Below are 17,497 nucleotides of genomic sequence, written 5' to 3' on the forward strand. Positions count from 1 at the left end.
GTTAGCCGTTCTCCTTCTGGATCTTCGCCCACTGCTCTTCGACATCGGAGATGGCGCCGACGTTGAAGAACGCCTGCTCCGCCACGTGGTCGAACTCGCCCTTGGTGATCGCGTCGAACGACTCGATCGTGTCCTTGAGCGGAACAGTCGAACCCTCGACGCCGGTGAACTTCTTCGCCATGTAGGTGTTCTGCGAGAGGAACTGCTGGATGCGGCGCGCACGCGACACCGTGATCTTGTCCTCCTCGGAGAGCTCGTCAACACCGAGGATCGCGATGATCTCCTGGAGTTCCTTGTTCTTCTGGAGGATCGCCTTCACGTTGGTCGCCACGCGGTAGTGGTCGGCGCCCAGGTAGCGCGGGTCGAGGATGCGGCTCGTCGAGGTGAGCGGGTCGACGGCCGGGTAGAGGCCCTTCGACGCGATCTCGCGGCTGAGCTCGGTCGTCGCGTCGAGGTGGGCGAACGTGGTGGCCGGCGCGGGGTCGGTGTAGTCGTCGGCGGGGACGTAGATCGCCTGCAGCGACGTGATCGAGTGACCGCGCGTGGACGTGATGCGCTCCTGGAGGATGCCCATCTCGTCGGCGAGGTTCGGCTGGTAGCCCACCGCGGAGGGCATGCGGCCGAGCAGCGTCGAGACCTCGGAACCGGCCTGCGTGAAGCGGAAGATGTTGTCGATGAAGAGCAGCACGTCCTGCTTCTGCACGTCGCGGAAGTACTCCGCCATCGTGAGCGCGGAGAGGGCGACGCGGAGGCGCGTGCCCGGCGGCTCGTCCATCTGGCCGAAGACAAGCGCGGTCTTGTCGAAGACGCCCGCCTCCTCCATCTCGGCGATCAGGTCGTTGCCCTCACGGGTGCGCTCACCGACACCGGCGAACACGGAGACGCCGCCGTGGTCGGAGGCGACGCGCTGGATCATCTCCTGGATGAGGACGGTCTTGCCGACACCGGCACCGCCGAACAGGCCGATCTTTCCACCCAGGACGTAGGGCGTGAGGAGGTCGATGACCTTGATGCCGGTCTCGAACAGCTCGGTCTTCGACTCGAGCTGGTCGAATGCCGGGGGCTTGCGGTGGATCGGCCAGCGCTCGGTGATCTCGATCGCCTCGCCGCCCTCGTTGTTGAGGACCTCGCCGATGACGTTGAACACCTTGCCCTTGGTGACATCGCCGACGGGGACCGTGATCGGCTCGCCGGTGTCGCGCACCTCCTGGCCGCGGACCAGGCCGTCGGTGGGCTTGAGGGCAATGGCTCGGACGAGGTCGTCCCCGAGGTGCTGCGCGACCTCGAGCGTGATCTCGCTCGACTCCGAGCCGATCGTGATCGTGGTCTTGAGCGCGTTGTAGATGCCCGGGATCGAGTCGTGCGGGAACTCGATGTCGACGACCGGGCCGGTGACGCGGGCGATGCGCCCTACGCCGGCGACGGCGGCCTTGGGAGCCGGGGCCTTCTTGGTAGCGGTAGCCATTGCTATCTCTCTTTCGGTAGTTACTTCGCCGAGCTCAGGGCGTCTGCGCCGCCCACGATCTCGGAAATCTGCTGGGTGATCTCGGACTGGCGGGCGTTGTTCGCCAGTCGCGTGTACGTGGTGATCAGCTTGTCCGCGTTGTCGCTCGCCGACTTCATGGCCTTCTGCGTGGCGGCATGCTTTGCAGCGGCCGACTGGAGCATGGCGTTGAAGATGCGGCTCTCGATGTACACCGGGAGGAGGGCGTCCAGGACGTCCCCGACCTCGGGCTCGAACTCGTACAGCGGGAGGATCTCGTTGTCACCGGGCACGTCCACGCCCTCGACGACCTCGAGGGGAAGCAGCCGGACGACCTCGGGCACCTGCACGAGCATGCTCACGAAGCGGTTGTAGACGATGTGGATCTCGTCCACGCCGCCCTCGCTCGCGGGCTGGAGGAACTTCGCCACGACGGCGTCGCCGATCTCCTTCGCCGTCTCGAACTCGGGCGCGTCCGTGCCGCCCGTCCAGATCTGCTCGGACTCGCGGCGGCGGAAGGCGAAGTAGCCGACCGCCTTGCGGCCCACGAGGTAGTGGACCACCTCTTTGCCCTGGCCCTGCAGGCGAGCGGCGAGCTCCCCCGCCTCGCGCAGTACGTTCGTGTTGAACGCTCCGGCGAGACCGCGGTCGGAGGAGAAGATGACGATCGCGGCGCGCTCGATCTTCTCCGGCTCCGTGGTGAGGATGTGGTCGACGTTCGAGAAGGTGGCCACCGCCGACACGGCGCGCGTGACGGCGCGCGAGTACGGCCCGGAGGCCGCCACCCGCTGCTGCGCCTTCTGGATGCGCGAGGCGGAGATGAGCTCCATGGCCCGAGTGATCTTCTTGGTCGTCTGGGCAGACTTGATCTTCTGCCGGTAGACCCGAAGTTGCGCTCCCATGTGCTTAGTCCCTAATCCTTGGTCAGCTAGCTACTACTTGCGCTTGCCCTTGACGATCTGCGCCTGCTCGATGTCCTCGGGCTCGATCTCCTCGAACACCTCGGTGCCGGCGGAGATGAGGGGCTTGCCCTCGCCCGTCTGGAACTCGAGCTTGAACTTGTCCACGGCCTCGCCGAGCGCGGCGGTGGTGTCGTCGTCGAGCACGTTCGTCTCGCGCAGGGTGTCGAGCACCTTGGTGTTGCGCGCGAGGTAGTCGTGCAGCTCGGACTCGAAGCGCAGGATGTCCTCAACGGGCACCTCGTCGAGCTTGCCGTTCGTGCCGGACCAGATCGAGACGACCTGCTTCTCCACGGGCATCGGCGAGTACTGCGGCTGGCGCAGCAGCTCGGTGAGGCGCGCGCCGCGGGCGAGCTGGCGGCGGCTGGTCGCGTCGAGGTCGGACGCGAACATCGCGAAGGCCTCGAGCGAGCGGTACTGGGCGAGCTCGAGCTTCAGCGTTCCCGAGACCTTCTTGATCGACTTGACCTGGGCATCACCACCGACGCGGGACACCGAGATGCCGACGTCGACCGCGGGGCGCTGGTTGGCGTTGAACAGGTCGGACTGCAGGAAGATCTGGCCGTCGGTGATCGAGATCACGTTGGTCGGGATGTACGCGGAGACGTCGTTCGCCTTGGTCTCGATGATCGGCAGACCGGTCATCGAGCCGGCGCCCAGCTCGTCGGAGAGCTTGGCGCAGCGCTCCAGCAGGCGGGAGTGCAGGTAGAACACGTCGCCGGGGTATGCCTCGCGTCCCGGCGGGCGGCGCAGGAGGAGCGACACGGCGCGGTAGGCCTCGGCCTGCTTCGACAGGTCGTCGAAGATGATCAGGACGTGCTTGCCGTCGTACATCCACTGCTGGCCGATGGCCGAGCCGGTGTAAGGCGCCAGGTACTTGAAGCCGGCCGGGTCGGAGGCGGGGGCCGCGACGATGGTCGTGTACTCCATTGCTCCGGCGTCCTCGAGGGCGCCCTTGACGGCCGCGATCGTGGAGCCCTTCTGGCCGATGGCGACGTAGATGCAGCGCACCTGCTTGTTGGTGTCGCCCGACTCCCAGTTCGCCTTCTGGTTGATGATGGTGTCGATCGCGATGGCCGTCTTGCCGGTCTGGCGGTCGCCGATGATGAGCTGGCGCTGGCCGCGGCCGATCGGGATCATGGCGTCGATCGCCTTGATGCCGGTCTGCATGGGCTCGTGCACGCTCTTGCGCTGCATGACGCCGGGCGCCTGGAGCTCGAGGGCGCGGCGCGCATCGGCCTTGATCTCGCCGAGGCCGTCGATGGGAGCACCGAGCGGGTCGACGACCCGGCCGAGGAACGCGTCGCCCACGGGCACCGAGAGGACCTCGCCCGTGCGGGTGACCTCCATGCCCTCGACGATGCCGGTGAACTCACCGAGGATGACGACGCCGATCTCGTCCTCGTCGAGGTTCTGGGCGAGGCCCAGCGTCCCGTCGGAGAACTTGATGAGCTCGTTGGCCATGACGCCCGGGAGCCCCTCGACGTGCGCGATGCCGTCAGCGGCGTCGATGACGTAGCCGACCTCGGTCTTCGAGGCCGCGCCGGGCTCGTACGCCTTGACGAAGTCCTTGAGCGCGTCGCGGATCTCGTCCGGGCTGATCGTGAGTTCTGCCATTGTTCGTTCCTTATGTGGGTAGTTCGCTAGCCAGCGAGCTGGAGCCTGAGGTCGTTGATGCGCGTGGACACGCTGCCGTCGATGACGTCGTCACCGATCTGCACGCGGATGCCACCGATGATCGAGGGGTCGATGACCAGGTTGAGCTTGAGGTCGCGTCCGTAGCTCTTCGCGAGCCCGGCGCGCAGGCGCTCGACCTGGGCGTCGCTGATCGGGGCCGCCGTGATGACCGTGGCGACCGCGAGGCCGGCCTGGTCGGCGACGAGGGATGCCGCGGTCCGCACGAGCTCGCCGATGCGGCGGCCGCGCGGCTGCTGCACGAGGTGGTCGACGATGGCGAGCGTCTGCGGGCTCGCCTTCTTCGCGAGGAGCTTCGTGACGAGGGCCGACTTCGCCGCCGGCGTGCCGAGCTTGCTCCCCACCGCGAGCTCGAGCTCGGGGTCGGACGACACGGCGGCGCCGAACGTGAACAGCTCGGCCTCGAGCTCGGAGCCCTTCGCGGCCGACGAGGCGACAGCACGGATGCCCACCTCTTCGATGCCGGCCAGAAGGTCGTCCTGGCTCGACCACCGCGACGACACGATCTCGCCGAGCAGAGCGCGTGCCGGTGCGCCGATCGCGGAGAACACCTGGCCGATCACCGAGGCCTTCTCCTGGGCGGCAACCGACGGGTCGGCAAGGACGGCGCGCAGCTGCGCCGAGCCGCCGATGATGCGGGCAGCCTCGAAGAGCTGGCTGCCGGCCGCGAGGGCCTCCGAGCCGCTGACCTTCGCGAGTGCGCCACGGGCGCTCGCGAGCGCCTCCCTGGTTGCCGATCCCACTACTTGTTCGCCTTCTCGTTCGACTCGAGGTCGGCGAGGAACTGGTCGACGAGGGACGACGCCTTCTTGTCGTCGCTCAGGCTCTGCCCGATGACGCCGGACGCGAGGTCGATCGCGAGCGAGCCGACCTCGGCGCGCAGCGCGACGATCGCGCTCTGGCGCTCGGCCTCGATGGTGCTCTGGGCGTTCGCCACGATGCGGGCGGCGTCAGCCGCGGCCTGCTCGCGAACCTCGTTGCCGATGGCGGTCGCGTCCTGGCGGGCCTGATCGCGGATCTTCGCCGCCTCAGCGCGACCCTCCGCGAGCTGGTCCGTGTACTGAGCGAGTGCCGCAGCAGCCTCGGCCTGGGCGATCTCGGCCTTCTTGATGCCGCCCTCGATAGCCTCGGCACGCTCATCCAGCGTCTTCTTCACTGCCGGAAGGAACTTCCAGACGAAGAACGCGACGATGATCGCGAAGCAGACCGCCGACCAGATGATGTCGTACGGCGCGGGGATCAGCGGGTTCGGAGCCGCTTCCTCTTCCGCGGCTGCAGCCAGGATTGCGCTAAGCATTCCTGCCTCCTTCGGTAGTTATCGGGGTGCTCAGGCGGGGAACGGGATGAACGCGACGGCGATCGCGACGAAGGCCAGTGCCTCCGTGAACGCGATGCCGAGGAACATGAGGCCCGTGAGGCGCCCCTGCAGCTCGGGCTGGCGCGCGACCGACTCGACGGTCTTGCCGACGACCAGGCCTACGCCGATGGCCGGGCCGATCGTCGCGATGCCGAAGGCGATCGGGGCGAGGCTGCCGGTGATCTCGGCGACGTTCGTAATGGGGTCCACGTGGGTTTCCTTCCGTAGGGATGAACTGGCGGATGCCAGGTTCGCTTGTGCTTAGTGGTCGTCGGCCAGCGCGAGCTGGATGTATGCGGCCGTGAGGAATGTGAAGACGTACGCCTGCAGCACACCGACCAGGATCTCGAAGATCGTGAAGATGAAGCCGAAGGCGAGTGTGCCGACGCCGAACAGGCTGTAGAGGCCGCCGGCGTTGAACAGGAAGAACTGCGTCGCCGAGAAGCAGAGCACGAGCAGCATGTGCCCGGCGATCATGTTCATCAGGAGTCGGAGGGCGAGAGTGACCGGGCGCAGGATGAAGGTCGAGAGCAGCTCGATCGGCGTGACGATGATGTACAGCGCGCCGGGAACGCCCGACGGGAACAGCGCGCTCTTGAAGAAGCCGCCACCGTGCTTCTTGATGCCCGCGTAGATGAAGGTCACGTAGGCGACTATCGCGAGCACCAGAGGCAGGCCGATGACCGACGTACCGGCAAGGTTGATGCCGGGGATGATGCCGGTGATATTCATGCCGAGCACGATGATGAAGATGCTCGTCAGCAGCGGGAGGAAGCGAGCGCCGTCCTTGACCCCGAGGTTGCCCTCGGCGATGTTCGACTTGATGAAGCCGAGCACGAACTCCATGATCGTCTGGCCGCGGCCCGGGACGATCTTCATGCGCCGAGTGCCGAGCCAGAAGACCAGCAGGATGACGAGGACGACGAAGAACCGGATCAGGATGACGCGGTTGATCTCGAACCAGGTGCCTTCGAAGAAGATGACCGGCGGGAAGAAGTCGTCAAGGGTCGGCCCGTGGAAGCCACCATCGCCTGATCCGTCATCGGTGGCGAGGTTTATGAGGGTGAGAGCGTGGTGTAGCAGCGCTATCTCCAGAATCGGGGCACACAGCTGTGCGGCGATGAAAATGTGGGGGGCGTTCTCAGTAACCCTATCAAAGTTCTACGACGTGTCGAACTCCTATTTACTGGGGGCGCTGCGCTCGGCATCCCCCGGCAGCGTTACGTCTCCGACGTACGGAACCCGCGCGCCCACGTAGGCGACGACGTCGACCACGAGGCTGCCGATGACCGCCGCGAGGATCGAGAAGAACATCACGAGCGGCTCGATGAACGGCTGGTTGCGCAGCAGCACGAGGATGACGATGAACACCACGAACTTGAGCAGCCAGACGCCGAGCACGATGCCGAAGAACAGGGTGCTGGATGCCTCGCCCTTGGTCACGCGCGCCGCGAGCAGGATGCTCAGGGCGGTGAACCCCATGAAGAGCGCCGTGAGGCCGGCGCCGATGAGGGCGCTCAGGAGCCCGGGGACGCCCGCGACGAGGTAGCCCGCGATCGAGCCGACGACCGCGATAGCGACCGTGAGGATTCCGCCGTAGACGAGGGCCCTCGCGAGGATGGTGGCGGTCTTCATATCGTCTCCTTGAGGTCTTCGGTTTCGGAGGCGGCGTCGAGGCCGTCGTAGCGCGCGACGTCGGCCGGGGCATCCGGGCCGCTCGCCTCCGTAGACTGCGCGACGGACTCGAGCGCCTTCCGCTTGCTCAGCGGCGAGAGGGTGATGATCGTGAGGACGACGAGCCCCGCGGCGATGAGCAGGGTCGCCATGTACCACGGCATGAACATGTAGCCGAGGCATCCCACCGAGACGACGAGGGTCCAGCCGTAGAAGATGAGCACGGCGTGGAGGTGCGAGTGGCCCATGTCGAGCAGGCGGTGGTGCAGGTGCTTGCGGTCGGCGGTGAACGGCGACTTGCCCGCGCGGAGTCGGCGCGTGATCGCCAGTCCGAAGTCGAGCAGAGGCACGACCAGCACCGCGAAGGGAAGCAGGATCGGGATGAAGCCCGGCAGCAGCGACGCGGTGAACTGGTCGGGGCGCGCTACGAAGTCAGACTCGACCTGCCCGGTGACGAGGATCGCGGAGGAGGCCATGAGCAGGCCGGTCAGCAGCGCACCCGCGTCGCCCATGAAGAGCTTCGCCGGGTGGAAGTTCAGCGGCAGGAAGCCGACGCACGCGCCGATGAGCACCGCGGTCAGCAGCGAGGCGAGGTTGAAGTACTCGGTCTGCGCCTGAAGCTGCAGCAGGTAGGTGTAGATGAAGAACACGCCGTTGGCGATGAGGGCCACGCCCGCGACCAGGCCGTCGAGGCCGTCGATGAAGTTGATCGCGTTCATCACCAGCACGATCGCGAACACCGTGATGATGAGCGAGACGTAGGGCGACACGATGGTCTGTCCGCCGATCGGCAGGGTAGAGATCTGCACGCCCTGCCAGGCGAGGATGCCCGCCGCGATGATCTGGCCGGCGAGCTTGGTGAGCCAGTCGAGGTCCCAGATGTCGTCCGCGACGCCGATGAGCACGATGATCAGCGCCGCTCCCCCGACGCCCAGCACCTTGCCCGGCTCGCTGAAGACGATGCTGAAGTTGGGCAGCTGCGAGGCCACGAGGAAGGCCGCGAGCATCCCGAGGAACATCGCGACGCCGCCGAGGCGCGGAGTGGGCCGCGTGTGCACGTCGCGCTCGCGGATCTTCGGGTACAGCCGGTACTTCGTACTGAGCTTCCAGATGACGATCGCGAGCCCGAAGGTCACGGCGGCCGAGACGCCGGAGACGAGGACGTAGAACGCTATTCGCACTTGTCGCCCCCCACGAGGTCGCGGATGTCCGCCGAGGCGATCACCCCTTCCCGCACGATCCGCAGCTTCCCCTCCGGGGCGAGGAGGCCTGTGGCGTCCACGATCGTCGACGCGACAGTGCCACCGGGACCGTCGTCGAGGTAGAGGGCGACGCTCTCCCCGAGCATCCGCTCGGCGTCCTGAGCCGTCGTCGCTGCGGGCTGGCCGGTGAGGTTCGCGCTCGAGACCGCGAGCGGCCCCGTCTCGGAGAGCAGCTCGAGGGCGATGCGGCTCGAGGGCATGCGGAGAGCGACCGTGCCGCGGGTCTCGCCGAGGTCCCACGACAGCGACGACTGCGCGGGCAGGATGATCGTCAGCCCGCCCGGCCAGAACGCCGCGACGAGCGCGCGCACCTCGTCCGGCACCGATTCGGCGAGCGCGTCGAGGGTCGGGATGCCCGGAATGAGCACGGGCGGCGGCGACTGGCGCGTGCGGCCCTTGGCGTCGATGAGCTTCTGCACGGCGGCGGGGTTGAAGGCGTCCGCGGCGACACCGTAGACCGTGTCCGTCGGGATGACCACGAGATCACCGCGGCCGACCGCGGTTCTGGCGAGGCGCATACCGGTGAGAAGCTCGGCTTCGACCGAGCAGTCGTAGATGGGGGCCATGGCCCTTCAAGAGTAATGCGAGACTAGTAAGCCCGTGGACCTCTACTTCTTCGACCTCGACAAGACGCTCTACGCGTACGACTTCCGCTACCGCCTGCCCGAGCTCGCGCGGCTCGCCGGCGCGTCGCAGTACTCCCTCGCCAAGGCGTGGTGGGCTGGCGGCTACGAGGCGCGCGCGGAGGCCGGCGAGTGGCCCACCGCGGACGAGTACCTCGACGAGTTCTCGGCGGTGACCGGGTCTCGGCGGCTCTCGCTCGAGGAGTGGGCGTCCGCTCGGCGGCTCGCCATGACGCGCATACCGGGGTCGATCGCGGCCCTGCGCCGGGCATCCCAGTTGGGCACTGTCTCCCTGCTCTCGAACAACCCCGCCGCCACCGCGACGGCGCTGCCGATGCTCGCGCCCGACGTGGTCGAGATCCTGGGCGAGAACCGCCTGTTCAGCTACCAGCTGAGGTCGCGCAAGCCCGGTGAGGAGATCTACCGCCGGGCCCTCGCCCACTACGGCGTCGCTGCGTCCGACTGCTTCTTCGCCGACGACTCCGCCGCCAACATCGCCGGCGCCCGCGCGGTCGGCATCACGTCGCACCAGCTCACCTCGCACGACGGCCTCTTCGACACCGACGCGCTCCTCGCGGCCATCGAGGCCTTCGCGGTGAGGCAGCGATGAGCCTCCTCTTCATCTTCGACATGGACGACGTGCTCTACCGGTACGACTGGCGCGTGCGCATGGCCGGGATGACCGAGCTCACCGGGCTCTCCCTCGAGGAGCTGCGCCGCCGCTGGTGGCACGACGCCGGTGAGTGGAAGGCCGAGGCCGGCGGGTACGAGACGCCGGACGCCTACCTCTCCGCCTTCGAGAGCGCCATCGGGATGCCCGTCGACGAGAGCGAGTGGGTGCGGGTCCGCGGAGCGGCGATGACCCCGGATCCGGCGTCGCTCGCGGCCGTGCGGAGGGCATCCGAGCTGGGGCAGATCACCCTGCTCACCAACAACGGCGCGCTCGCTGGCAAGCACCTCGCGACCCTCGCCCCCGAGCTCGTGGAGCTGTTCGGCGACCACCTGTTCACCTCGAGCCACTACGGGGCGCGCAAGCCCAACCCCGTCGTGTTCGAGCGGGTGCTCGAGGCGTACGGCGTGCCCGCCTCCGACGCCTTCTTCGCGGACGACATGCGCGTCAACGTCGAGGGCGCCGAGAGCGTGGGAATCACGGCCTACCGCTTCGGCACCCCCGAGGGACTCCTCGCCGCGATCGAGGCGTTCGCGGCGTCACGGGGCTAGTCGCGCGGGCTGACTCCCGCGCCGAGTCGTCACATCCTGCTCCAGGCGCCGCCCCGCGGAGCGCTTTGTGCAGGCTCACCGTCGAGCCGCCCCACGACTGTGCAGAAAATGCTCTTCGGGGGCCGGTCGGGAGCAGATATTCACTTCTCGTCCCACCCGTGGGCAACGAGGGCGGCCCGGATGCGACGAACCAGGGCATCGCGATCCGCGAGGTGGCGCTTGTGGACCCGGACCACCGTCCACCCCGCGGCCGCGAAGCCCGCAAGCCGGTCGATGTCGAACTGGATCTGCTCGTCGGTCGCGAAGTGGTGCTCCCCCTCGTACTCGATCACCACTCGCCACGGGTGGTAGACGAGGTCCCCCGTGCCGAGCTTGCGACCACGGGCATCCCGCACCACGGAGTTGACGGCCGGCTCGGGCAGCCCCGCACGTACAACCAGGAGGCGAACCACCGTCTCCTGAGGCGAGTCGGTGCCGCTGCGCACCAGGCCGAGCGCCTCGACAAGGCGCACAACCCCGCGCTTGCCAGCCGCGCCGGCAACCGCAGCACCGAGCTGATCGAGTGTGGCCAACGGGGACTCCCTGCGCACGAGCGCATCGCCGATAACGACGAGAGCATCAAGAGAGAGCCGCCCGGCGCACTGGACCCACGCATCGAGCGGCGAGCACGCCGGCAGCCCGTCGGCGACAGCGCCCGATGAGAACTGGTGTCCGACAACTCCGCGAGTTCGCGGCGGAGTGCCCGGGGGCGGCGCGGCCACGTGAAGCGGGAGCTTCCCCTCGCGATAGGGAAGCGGAAGGTGGTGCAAAGCGATCGCCGTCGACTCGCAGAAGAACTGGCCGGGACGCAGTCGAGGAGCATAGTGCGCGGCTCGCCGGCGGATCTCCTCCTCCGGCTTGAGCTCTTCGACGGGAGGGATCGTCGCGCGTACCCCGTGGAACGGCGCAATGAGGTCATCCCCTCGCGTGCGACCGTAGCCCAGCCCGGCCGCACGGGCTTCGGCGATGGTGAAGGATGCGGACAGCTGGCCTGGCAGCGGGACCCTGTGGTTCATCGGCCAACCATCGCCGCTTCGAGGTGTCGGCACTCGAGCCGGGCGCCGAATCGTGGAGAAGTGCTCTCGATTGGCCGGTGTGAAGCACTTGTTGCCGACTCGGCGAGACGTCGTGCTCCGAGGTAGCGGGGGTCAGCGCAGCGCGGTGGTCGCCCGGTCGCGGCCGAGCAGGTCGCGATGGTGCGCGACCGCGGTCCAGCCGTCGGCGCGCAGCAGCTCGCCGATCTGAGCGGCCTGCGCCTCGCCGTGCTCGAGCACGAGGGTGCCGCCGCGGCGCAGCAGTCGCTGGGCGGTGGAAGACACCCGGCGCACCAGGTCGAGGCCGTCCTCGCCGCCGTAGAGCGCGATCTCCGGGTCGAACAGGCGCACCTCGGGGTCGCGCGGGATGGCCCCGACCGGGATGTACGGCGGATTCGAGATGACCACGTCCACAGCGCCGTCCAACTCGGGCAGCGCGTCGGCCAGGTCGGCGAACACCGGTGTCGCGTTGGGAGCGCCGACCGCCCGGAAGTTCTGCCTCGTCCACACGTACGCGAGCGGGGAGACCTCCACGCCGTACACGCGCGAGTGCGGCACCTCCGTGGCCATGGCCAGGGCGATCGCCCCGCTGCCGGTGCCGAGGTCGACTGCCACCGGCTCCGGCGAGGCTGTGGAGGCCAGCGCGTCGATCGCGAACTGCACGACGGTCTCGGTCTCGGGCCGCGGCACGAAGACCCCGGGGCCGACCGCGAGCTCGAGCTGCCGGAACGCCGCGACCCCGGTGATGTGCTGCAGCGGCTCGCGGGCGGCCCGGCGCTCGACGAGTCCGGCCACCGTCACGGCGTCGTCGCTGCTGAGCCCGGAACCGGTGACGGCTTTCGCCTGCACTCCCCCGCGGCTGAGGCCCAGCACGTGGCCGAGCAGGAGCTCGGCATCCACCCGCGCGTTCCTGATGCCCGCGCCCTCGAGCACGCTCGTGGCGCGGTCGAGCATCGCCGCGATGGTGGTCATGATGTCGCCAGGCTCGATCAGCCTTCGCTGCCGAGTGCCTCGAGCCGCGACTCCTCGTCGGCCTGGATGCAGCTCTGGATGACCGGCTCGAGCGCGCCGTTCATCACGGCATCGAGGTTGTACGCCTTGTAGCCCGTGCGGTGGTCTGCGATGCGGTTCTCGGGGAAGTTGTAGGTGCGGATGCGCTCGGAGCGGTCCATGGTGCGGATCTGGCTCTTGCGGTACTCCGAGGCCTCGGCGTCCGCCTCCTCCTGGTACCGGGCAAGGATGCGCGCGCGGAGCACGCGCATGCCCGCCTCGCGGTTCTGCAGCTGCGACTTCTCGTTCTGCATGGCCACGACGATGCCGGTGGGGATGTGGGTGATGCGCACCGCGGAGTCGGTCGTGTTGACCGACTGGCCGCCGGGGCCGCTCGAGCGGTACACGTCGATCTTCAGGTCGTTCTGGTTGATCTCGACCTCTTCGGGCTCGTCGACCTCGGGGAAGACGAGCACACCCGCCGCCGACGTGTGGATGCGCCCCTGCGACTCGGTCGCCGGCACGCGCTGCACGCGGTGCACGCCGCCCTCGTACTTCAAGTGCGCCCAGATTCCCTCGGCGGGGTCGGTGGAGTTGCCCTTGAACGCGACCTGCACGTCCTTGATGCCGCCGAGGTCGCTCGAGGTCTGCTCGATGATCTCGGTCTTCCACTTCTTCGACTCCGCGTAGTGCAGGTACATGCGCAGGAGGTCGCCGGCGAAGAGCGCCGACTCGGCGCCGCCCTCCCCCATCTTGATCTCCATGATCACGTCACGGGCGTCGTTGGGATCGCGCGGGATGAGCAGGCGGCGCAGCTTCTCCTGGGCGGCTTCCAGCGACTCCGTGAGGCCGGGGAGCTCCGCCGCGAACGACGCATCCTCCGCGGCCATCTCTGTCGCGGCGGCGACGTCGTCCGTCAGCTGCTGCCACTCGTGGTACGCGGCGACGATGCGCGCCAGTTCGGCGTACCGGCGGTTGACCTTCTTGGATCTGGCCGGGTCTGAGTGGAGATCGGGGTCGGAAAGCTGGACCTGGAGCTCGTCATGTTCGGCCAGCAGCGACTGCACTGACTCGAACATGCCTAGTCCTCTTTGGTGCCGTTGGCGTTCGGCATCGACTTCTGCACCTGCATGAGGAACTCGACGTTGGTCTGGGTCTCCTTGAGGCGGCCCAGGACGATCTCGAGAGCCTGCTGCTGGTCGAGGCCGGCAAGAGCGCGGCGCAGCTTCCAGGTGACCTTGACCTCGTCGGCGCCCATGAGCATCTCCTCGCGGCGGGTGCCCGAGGCGTTCACGTCGACAGCCGGGAAGATGCGCTTGTCGGCGAGCTGGCGCGAGAGGCGCAGCTCCATGTTTCCGGTGCCCTTGAACTCCTCGAAGATGACCTCGTCCATCTTGGAGCCGGTCTCGACGAGCGCGGTCGCGATGATGGTGAGCGAGCCGCCCTCCTCGATGTTGCGCGCGGCGCCGAAGAAGCGCTTGGGCGGGTAGAGCGCCGACGAGTCGACACCGCCCGAGAGGATGCGGCCGGATGCGGGTGCCGCGAGGTTGTACGCACGGCCGAGGCGCGTGATCGAGTCGAGCAGCACGACCACGTCGTGGCCCAGCTCGACGAGGCGCTTGGCACGCTCGATGGCGAGCTCGGCGACCGTCGTGTGGTCCTCCGCGGGGCGGTCGAAGGTCGAGGCGATGACCTCGCCCTTGACCGTGCGCTGCATGTCGGTGACCTCTTCGGGGCGCTCGTCGACGAGCACGACCATGAGGTGGACCTCGGGGTTGTTCTTGGCGATCGCGTTCGCGATGGCCTGCAGCACGAGCGTCTTGCCGGCCTTGGGCGGCGAGACGATCAGGCCGCGCTGGCCCTTGCCGATCGGGGACACGAGGTCGATGATGCGGGTCGAGAGCTTCGTGGACTCGGTCTCGAGGCGGAGGCGCTCCTGCGGGTAGAGCGGCGTGAGCTTGCCGAATTCGACGCGGTTCGCGGCATCCTCGACGGGCAGGCCGTTGATGGAGTCGATGCGCACGATCGCGTTGTACTTCTGGCGGCCCTGCTGGTTGTCGCCCTCGCGCGGCTGGCGGATCGCGCCGACGACGGCGTCGCCCTTGCGGAGGTTGTACTTCTTGACCTGGCCGAGCGAGACGTACACGTCGTTGTTGCCGGGCAGGTAGCCGGAGGTGCGCACGAAGGCGTAGTTGTCGAGGACGTCGAGGATGCCCGCGACCGGGATGAGCACGTCGTCCTCGGTGATCTCGGGCTCGAAGTCGTCGCCGAGCGGGCCACGGCCGCGCTTGCGGTCGCGGTAGCGGTTGCGGCCGGAGCGCTCGTCGCCCTCGCCCTCGACGGCGCGCTGCTGCTGGCCGTTGCGGTTCTGGTTGTTGTTCTGCTGTTGCTGCTGCTGGTTGTTGTTGTTCTGCTGGCGCTGCTGGCTGTCGTTGTTGCCCTGGCCCTGGCCGTTGCCGCCGCCGTTGTTGCGGTTGCGGTTGCGGTTGCGCGAGGAGCGGCCGGAGCCGGACTCCTGCTCGCCGTCGTTCTGCTCGTTCTGGGCGCCGTCCTCGGCGTCCGACTCCTCGCCGACGGCGACGTCGGCGGGGGTGGGGTCTTCCGCGGGGGCCTCGGCCTGCGCGACGTGCGAGCGGGAGGAGCGCGGCGCCGACGCGGCGGGAGCCTCCTCGGTCTCGGCGGCAGCGGCCGGGGCGTCCACGACGGGGGCGCCGATGCCCGCGCCGGCGGCGGCGATGGCCTCGGTGTCGGCGCTGGTCACGCGGCGGGAAGCGCGCTTGCGCACGGCCACGGGCTCCTGCACGGGAGCGTCGAGTTCTACTGCGTCAACGGCGGTCTCGCCGTTGCTGTGGGACTGGTTCTCGTTGATTGCGTCCACGAGGTCTCCTTTTCGAAGTTTTGAAGCGCCGCTGATACCCAGGGAGCTTGCGAGAGCCTGGAGCTCGGCAAGCTTGAGGGTGCTCAGGTCGGCACGGGAATCCGCGCTCGTTGCACGGATGTTGACGTCAGTCACTACTGGGGTTCCTTTCCCCTACCGAAGCGTTGCGTTTCGGCGGAGAGCTGATTCCCCCTACAGCTGTCTGCGCGGATGCGCAGGAATCTAGTGCTGCGGGAGGAGGGGTGATGTCGCGACCGGGAGGCGACGGCTAGGCCGAAGCTTCTACCTGGTGCGTGATCACTGTAGCACCTTTGAAATCCACGGCCAGTAGGAGCGACTGCCAGTCGCCGGTGGCGTGCTCCGCCACGAGGTCGGCGGCGACAAGGCGCTGGGAGGGGTCGTCGGCGAGCACGAGGATCGACGGGCCGGCCCCCGAGACCACCGCGGCAACGCCGTGGTCGCGCAGCATGTGCACGAGGGAGCTGGTCTCCGGCATGGCGCTGGCACGGTAGTCCTGGTGCAGCTTGTCCTCGGTGGCCTGCAGCAGCAGCTCGGGGCTCTGGATGAGCGCGGCGATGAGCAGCGCCGAGCGCGACAGGTTGAAGACGGCGTCCTCGTAAGGGACCGACGCCGGCTGGAGGCTGCGCGCGAGCGCGGTCGACACGCTGTGGTCGGGGACGCACACGAGTGGGGACACTCCGCGGTGGACGATGAGCTTCTTCGCACGCGGGCCCTCGGGCGTCGTCCACGCGATGGTCAGCCCGCCGAAGAGCGCCGGGGCGACGTTGTCCGGGTGGCCCTCGAGCTCGGTGGCGATGACGAGCATCCGCTCGAGGTCGAGCTCGACCACGCCATCGAGGAGCCCCTTGGCGGCCATGATGCCCGAGACGATGGCGGCGGCGGAGGAGCCGAGGCCGCTCCCGTGCGGGATGACGTTGGTCGCGTCCAGCCGCAGGCCGGGCATCGGCTGGCCCACGTGGTCGAAGGTGTACCTGATGGCGCGCGCGACGAGGTTCGACTCATCCGTGGGCACATCGCCCTTGCCGACGCCCGTGACCTCGACGTGCACGCCCGACCCGTCGACGACCGTCACGCGCAGCTCGTCGTACAGCGCGAGCGCGAGCCCGAGGGTGTCGAAGCCGGGCCCGAGGTTCGCCGACGTCGCGGGGACTCTGACCGTGGCGGCAAGGCCCACGGGAAGGGTCATGAAGCACTCAGCCCGAGCACGCCCGCGATCTCGCTGATGTCCGTGGAGACGACGGTGGGCTTGACGTCGGAGCCGTCGGCTGCGCGGAGGGCCCACTGCGGGTCCTTGAGGCCGTGGCCGGTGACCGTGAGCACGACTACCGAGTCCTTCGGGATCTCTCCCGCGTCCGCCCGCTCGAGGAGCCCGGCGACACTGATCGCGGACGCGGGCTCGACGAAGACGCCGACCTCGGCGGAGAGGATGCGGTGAGCTTCGAGGATCTTCTCGTCGCTGATCGCGCCGAAGTAGCCGTTGCTGTGCTCGCGCGCCGCGATGGCGAGCTCCCACGACGCGGGGTTGCCGATGCGGATCGCGCTGGCGATCGTGTCGGGGTCCTTCACGACGTGGCCGAGCACGATGGGCGCGCTGCCGGCGGCCTGGAAGCCGAACATCCGCGGCATCTTCGTGGTGATGCCGCGATCGAGCTCCTCCTTGTAGCCGCGGTGGTAGGCGGTGTAGTTGCCCGCGTTGCCCACCGGGACGAAGTGGAAGTCCGGTGCGTCCTCGAGCACCTCGACGACCTCGAAGGCCGCCGTCTTCTGGCCCTCGATGCGGTCGTTGTTCACCGAGTTGACGAGGTGCACCGGGTAGTTCGCGGCGAGGTCGCGCGCGATGTCGAGGCAGTCGTCGAAGTTGCCCTGCACCTGCAGGAGCTCCGCGCCGTGGGCGATCGCCTGCGCGAGCTTGCCCATCGCGATCTTGCCCTCCGGCACGAGCACCGCGGCGGTGATTCCCGCGTGCGTCGCGTACGCCGCCGCCGAGGCGGAGGTGTTGCCGGTGGAGGCGCAGATGATCGCCTTGGCGCCGGCCTCGACGGCCTTGGACACCGCCATCGTCATGCCGCGGTCCTTGAAGGACCCGGTCGGGTTCATGCCCTCGAACTTCACCCACACGCGGGCGCCGGTACGGCGCGAGAGCGCGTCGGCCGGGATGAGCGGCGTGCCGCCCTCACCGAGGGTGATGACCGGAGTCGCCTCCGAGATGTCGAGGCGGTCGGCGTACTCGCGGAGAACTCCGCGCCATTGGTGGGCCACTA

General features: G+C 68.4%; 18 protein-coding genes. 2 read left to right on the plus strand and 16 right to left on the minus strand.

The annotated features are described in order from the left end of the window. Position 1 precedes the first annotated feature (1 nt). The 10 genes from atpD to AC1RTC_RS06180 form a co-directional block, all read right to left on the minus strand. Positions 2-1,465, minus strand: coding sequence for a F0F1 ATP synthase subunit beta (atpD, locus tag AC1RTC_RS06135; RefSeq protein ID WP_493154592.1), 1,464 nt, complete (start codon positions 1,463-1,465; stop codon positions 2-4). A gap of 20 nt (positions 1,466-1,485) precedes the next feature. Continuing rightward, positions 1,486-2,385 carry a F0F1 ATP synthase subunit gamma gene (locus tag AC1RTC_RS06140; protein ID WP_493154593.1) on the minus strand — a complete coding sequence of 300 codons (900 nt, stop codon included), beginning with the start codon at positions 2,383-2,385 and terminating at the stop codon, positions 1,486-1,488. 33 nt (positions 2,386-2,418) lie between these two features. Continuing rightward, positions 2,419-4,059, minus strand: coding sequence for a F0F1 ATP synthase subunit alpha (gene atpA / locus AC1RTC_RS06145; protein ID WP_493154594.1), 1,641 nt, complete (start codon positions 4,057-4,059; stop codon positions 2,419-2,421). 26 nt (positions 4,060-4,085) lie between these two features. Continuing rightward, positions 4,086-4,880, minus strand: a complete 795-nt coding sequence (locus AC1RTC_RS06150; protein ID WP_493154595.1) for a F0F1 ATP synthase subunit delta — start codon at positions 4,878-4,880, stop codon at positions 4,086-4,088. Further along, the gene (locus tag AC1RTC_RS06155) at positions 4,880-5,434 is read right to left on the minus strand and encodes a F0F1 ATP synthase subunit B (protein WP_493154596.1); all 555 of its coding nucleotides are present in this window, start codon (positions 5,432-5,434) and stop codon (positions 4,880-4,882) included. Before AC1RTC_RS06155 ends, AC1RTC_RS06150 begins: the two co-directional genes overlap by 1 nt. 30 nt (positions 5,435-5,464) lie before the next feature. Continuing rightward, positions 5,465-5,704, minus strand: coding sequence for an ATP synthase F0 subunit C (gene atpE, locus AC1RTC_RS06160; protein ID WP_493154597.1), 240 nt, complete (start codon positions 5,702-5,704; stop codon positions 5,465-5,467). Between the two features lie 51 nt (positions 5,705-5,755). Further along, a complete protein-coding gene (gene atpB, locus AC1RTC_RS06165; protein ID WP_493154782.1) occupies positions 5,756-6,553 on the minus strand; it encodes a F0F1 ATP synthase subunit A in 798 nt (265 codons plus the stop codon). Between the two features lie 120 nt (positions 6,554-6,673). Next, complete coding sequence (locus AC1RTC_RS06170) at positions 6,674-7,129, minus strand: Cg1360 family ATP-synthase-associated protein (protein WP_493154598.1); 456 nt, start codon at positions 7,127-7,129, stop codon at positions 6,674-6,676. Further along, positions 7,126-8,343: an MraY family glycosyltransferase gene (locus tag AC1RTC_RS06175; RefSeq protein WP_493154783.1), complete on the minus strand. Its 1,218-nt coding sequence runs from the start codon at positions 8,341-8,343 to the stop codon at positions 7,126-7,128. The genes AC1RTC_RS06170 and AC1RTC_RS06175 overlap by 4 nt, the downstream gene beginning before the upstream one ends. Next, positions 8,340-8,996: an L-threonylcarbamoyladenylate synthase gene (locus tag AC1RTC_RS06180; RefSeq protein WP_493154599.1), complete on the minus strand. Its 657-nt coding sequence runs from the start codon at positions 8,994-8,996 to the stop codon at positions 8,340-8,342. The genes AC1RTC_RS06175 and AC1RTC_RS06180 overlap by 4 nt, the downstream gene beginning before the upstream one ends. Before the next feature lie 34 nt (positions 8,997-9,030). Here AC1RTC_RS06180 and AC1RTC_RS06185 point away from each other — a divergent pair, with 34 nt between their 5' ends. Both AC1RTC_RS06185 and AC1RTC_RS06190 read left to right on the plus strand, forming a co-directional pair. Continuing rightward, on the plus strand, positions 9,031-9,663 hold the full coding sequence (locus AC1RTC_RS06185; RefSeq protein ID WP_493154600.1) for an HAD-IA family hydrolase: 633 nt from the start codon (positions 9,031-9,033) through the stop codon (positions 9,661-9,663). Further along, positions 9,660-10,274 carry an HAD-IA family hydrolase gene (locus tag AC1RTC_RS06190; protein WP_493154601.1) on the plus strand — a complete coding sequence of 205 codons (615 nt, stop codon included), beginning with the start codon at positions 9,660-9,662 and terminating at the stop codon, positions 10,272-10,274. The genes AC1RTC_RS06185 and AC1RTC_RS06190 overlap by 4 nt, the downstream gene beginning before the upstream one ends. A gap of 140 nt (positions 10,275-10,414) precedes the next feature. Here the strand turns inward: AC1RTC_RS06190 and AC1RTC_RS06195 are convergent, their stop codons facing one another. The 6 genes from AC1RTC_RS06195 to thrC all read right to left on the minus strand — a co-directional run bounded on the left by AC1RTC_RS06195 (position 10,415) and on the right by thrC (position 17,495). Beyond that, on the minus strand, positions 10,415-10,846 hold the full coding sequence (locus AC1RTC_RS06195; protein ID WP_493154602.1) for a putative endonuclease domain-containing protein: 432 nt from the start codon (positions 10,844-10,846) through the stop codon (positions 10,415-10,417). 615 nt (positions 10,847-11,461) lie between these two features. Then, positions 11,462-12,319 carry a peptide chain release factor N(5)-glutamine methyltransferase gene (prmC, locus tag AC1RTC_RS06200; RefSeq protein ID WP_493154603.1) on the minus strand — a complete coding sequence of 286 codons (858 nt, stop codon included), beginning with the start codon at positions 12,317-12,319 and terminating at the stop codon, positions 11,462-11,464. Between the two features lie 17 nt (positions 12,320-12,336). Further along, positions 12,337-13,416: a peptide chain release factor 1 gene (gene prfA, locus AC1RTC_RS06205; protein ID WP_493154604.1), complete on the minus strand. Its 1,080-nt coding sequence runs from the start codon at positions 13,414-13,416 to the stop codon at positions 12,337-12,339. Positions 13,417-13,418: 2 nt separating this feature from the next. After that, on the minus strand, positions 13,419-15,350 hold the full coding sequence (gene rho, locus AC1RTC_RS06210; protein ID WP_493154605.1) for a transcription termination factor Rho: 1,932 nt from the start codon (positions 15,348-15,350) through the stop codon (positions 13,419-13,421). A gap of 133 nt (positions 15,351-15,483) precedes the next feature. Next, complete coding sequence (gene thrB, locus AC1RTC_RS06215) at positions 15,484-16,422, minus strand: homoserine kinase (RefSeq protein ID WP_493154606.1); 939 nt, start codon at positions 16,420-16,422, stop codon at positions 15,484-15,486. Then, positions 16,419-17,495 carry a threonine synthase gene (gene thrC, locus AC1RTC_RS06220; RefSeq protein WP_493154607.1) on the minus strand — a complete coding sequence of 359 codons (1,077 nt, stop codon included), beginning with the start codon at positions 17,493-17,495 and terminating at the stop codon, positions 16,419-16,421. The genes thrB and thrC overlap by 4 nt, the downstream gene beginning before the upstream one ends. Positions 17,496-17,497 lie beyond the last annotated feature (2 nt).

This window comes from Rhodoglobus sp. GW821-FHT12B09 (assembly GCF_058809925.1).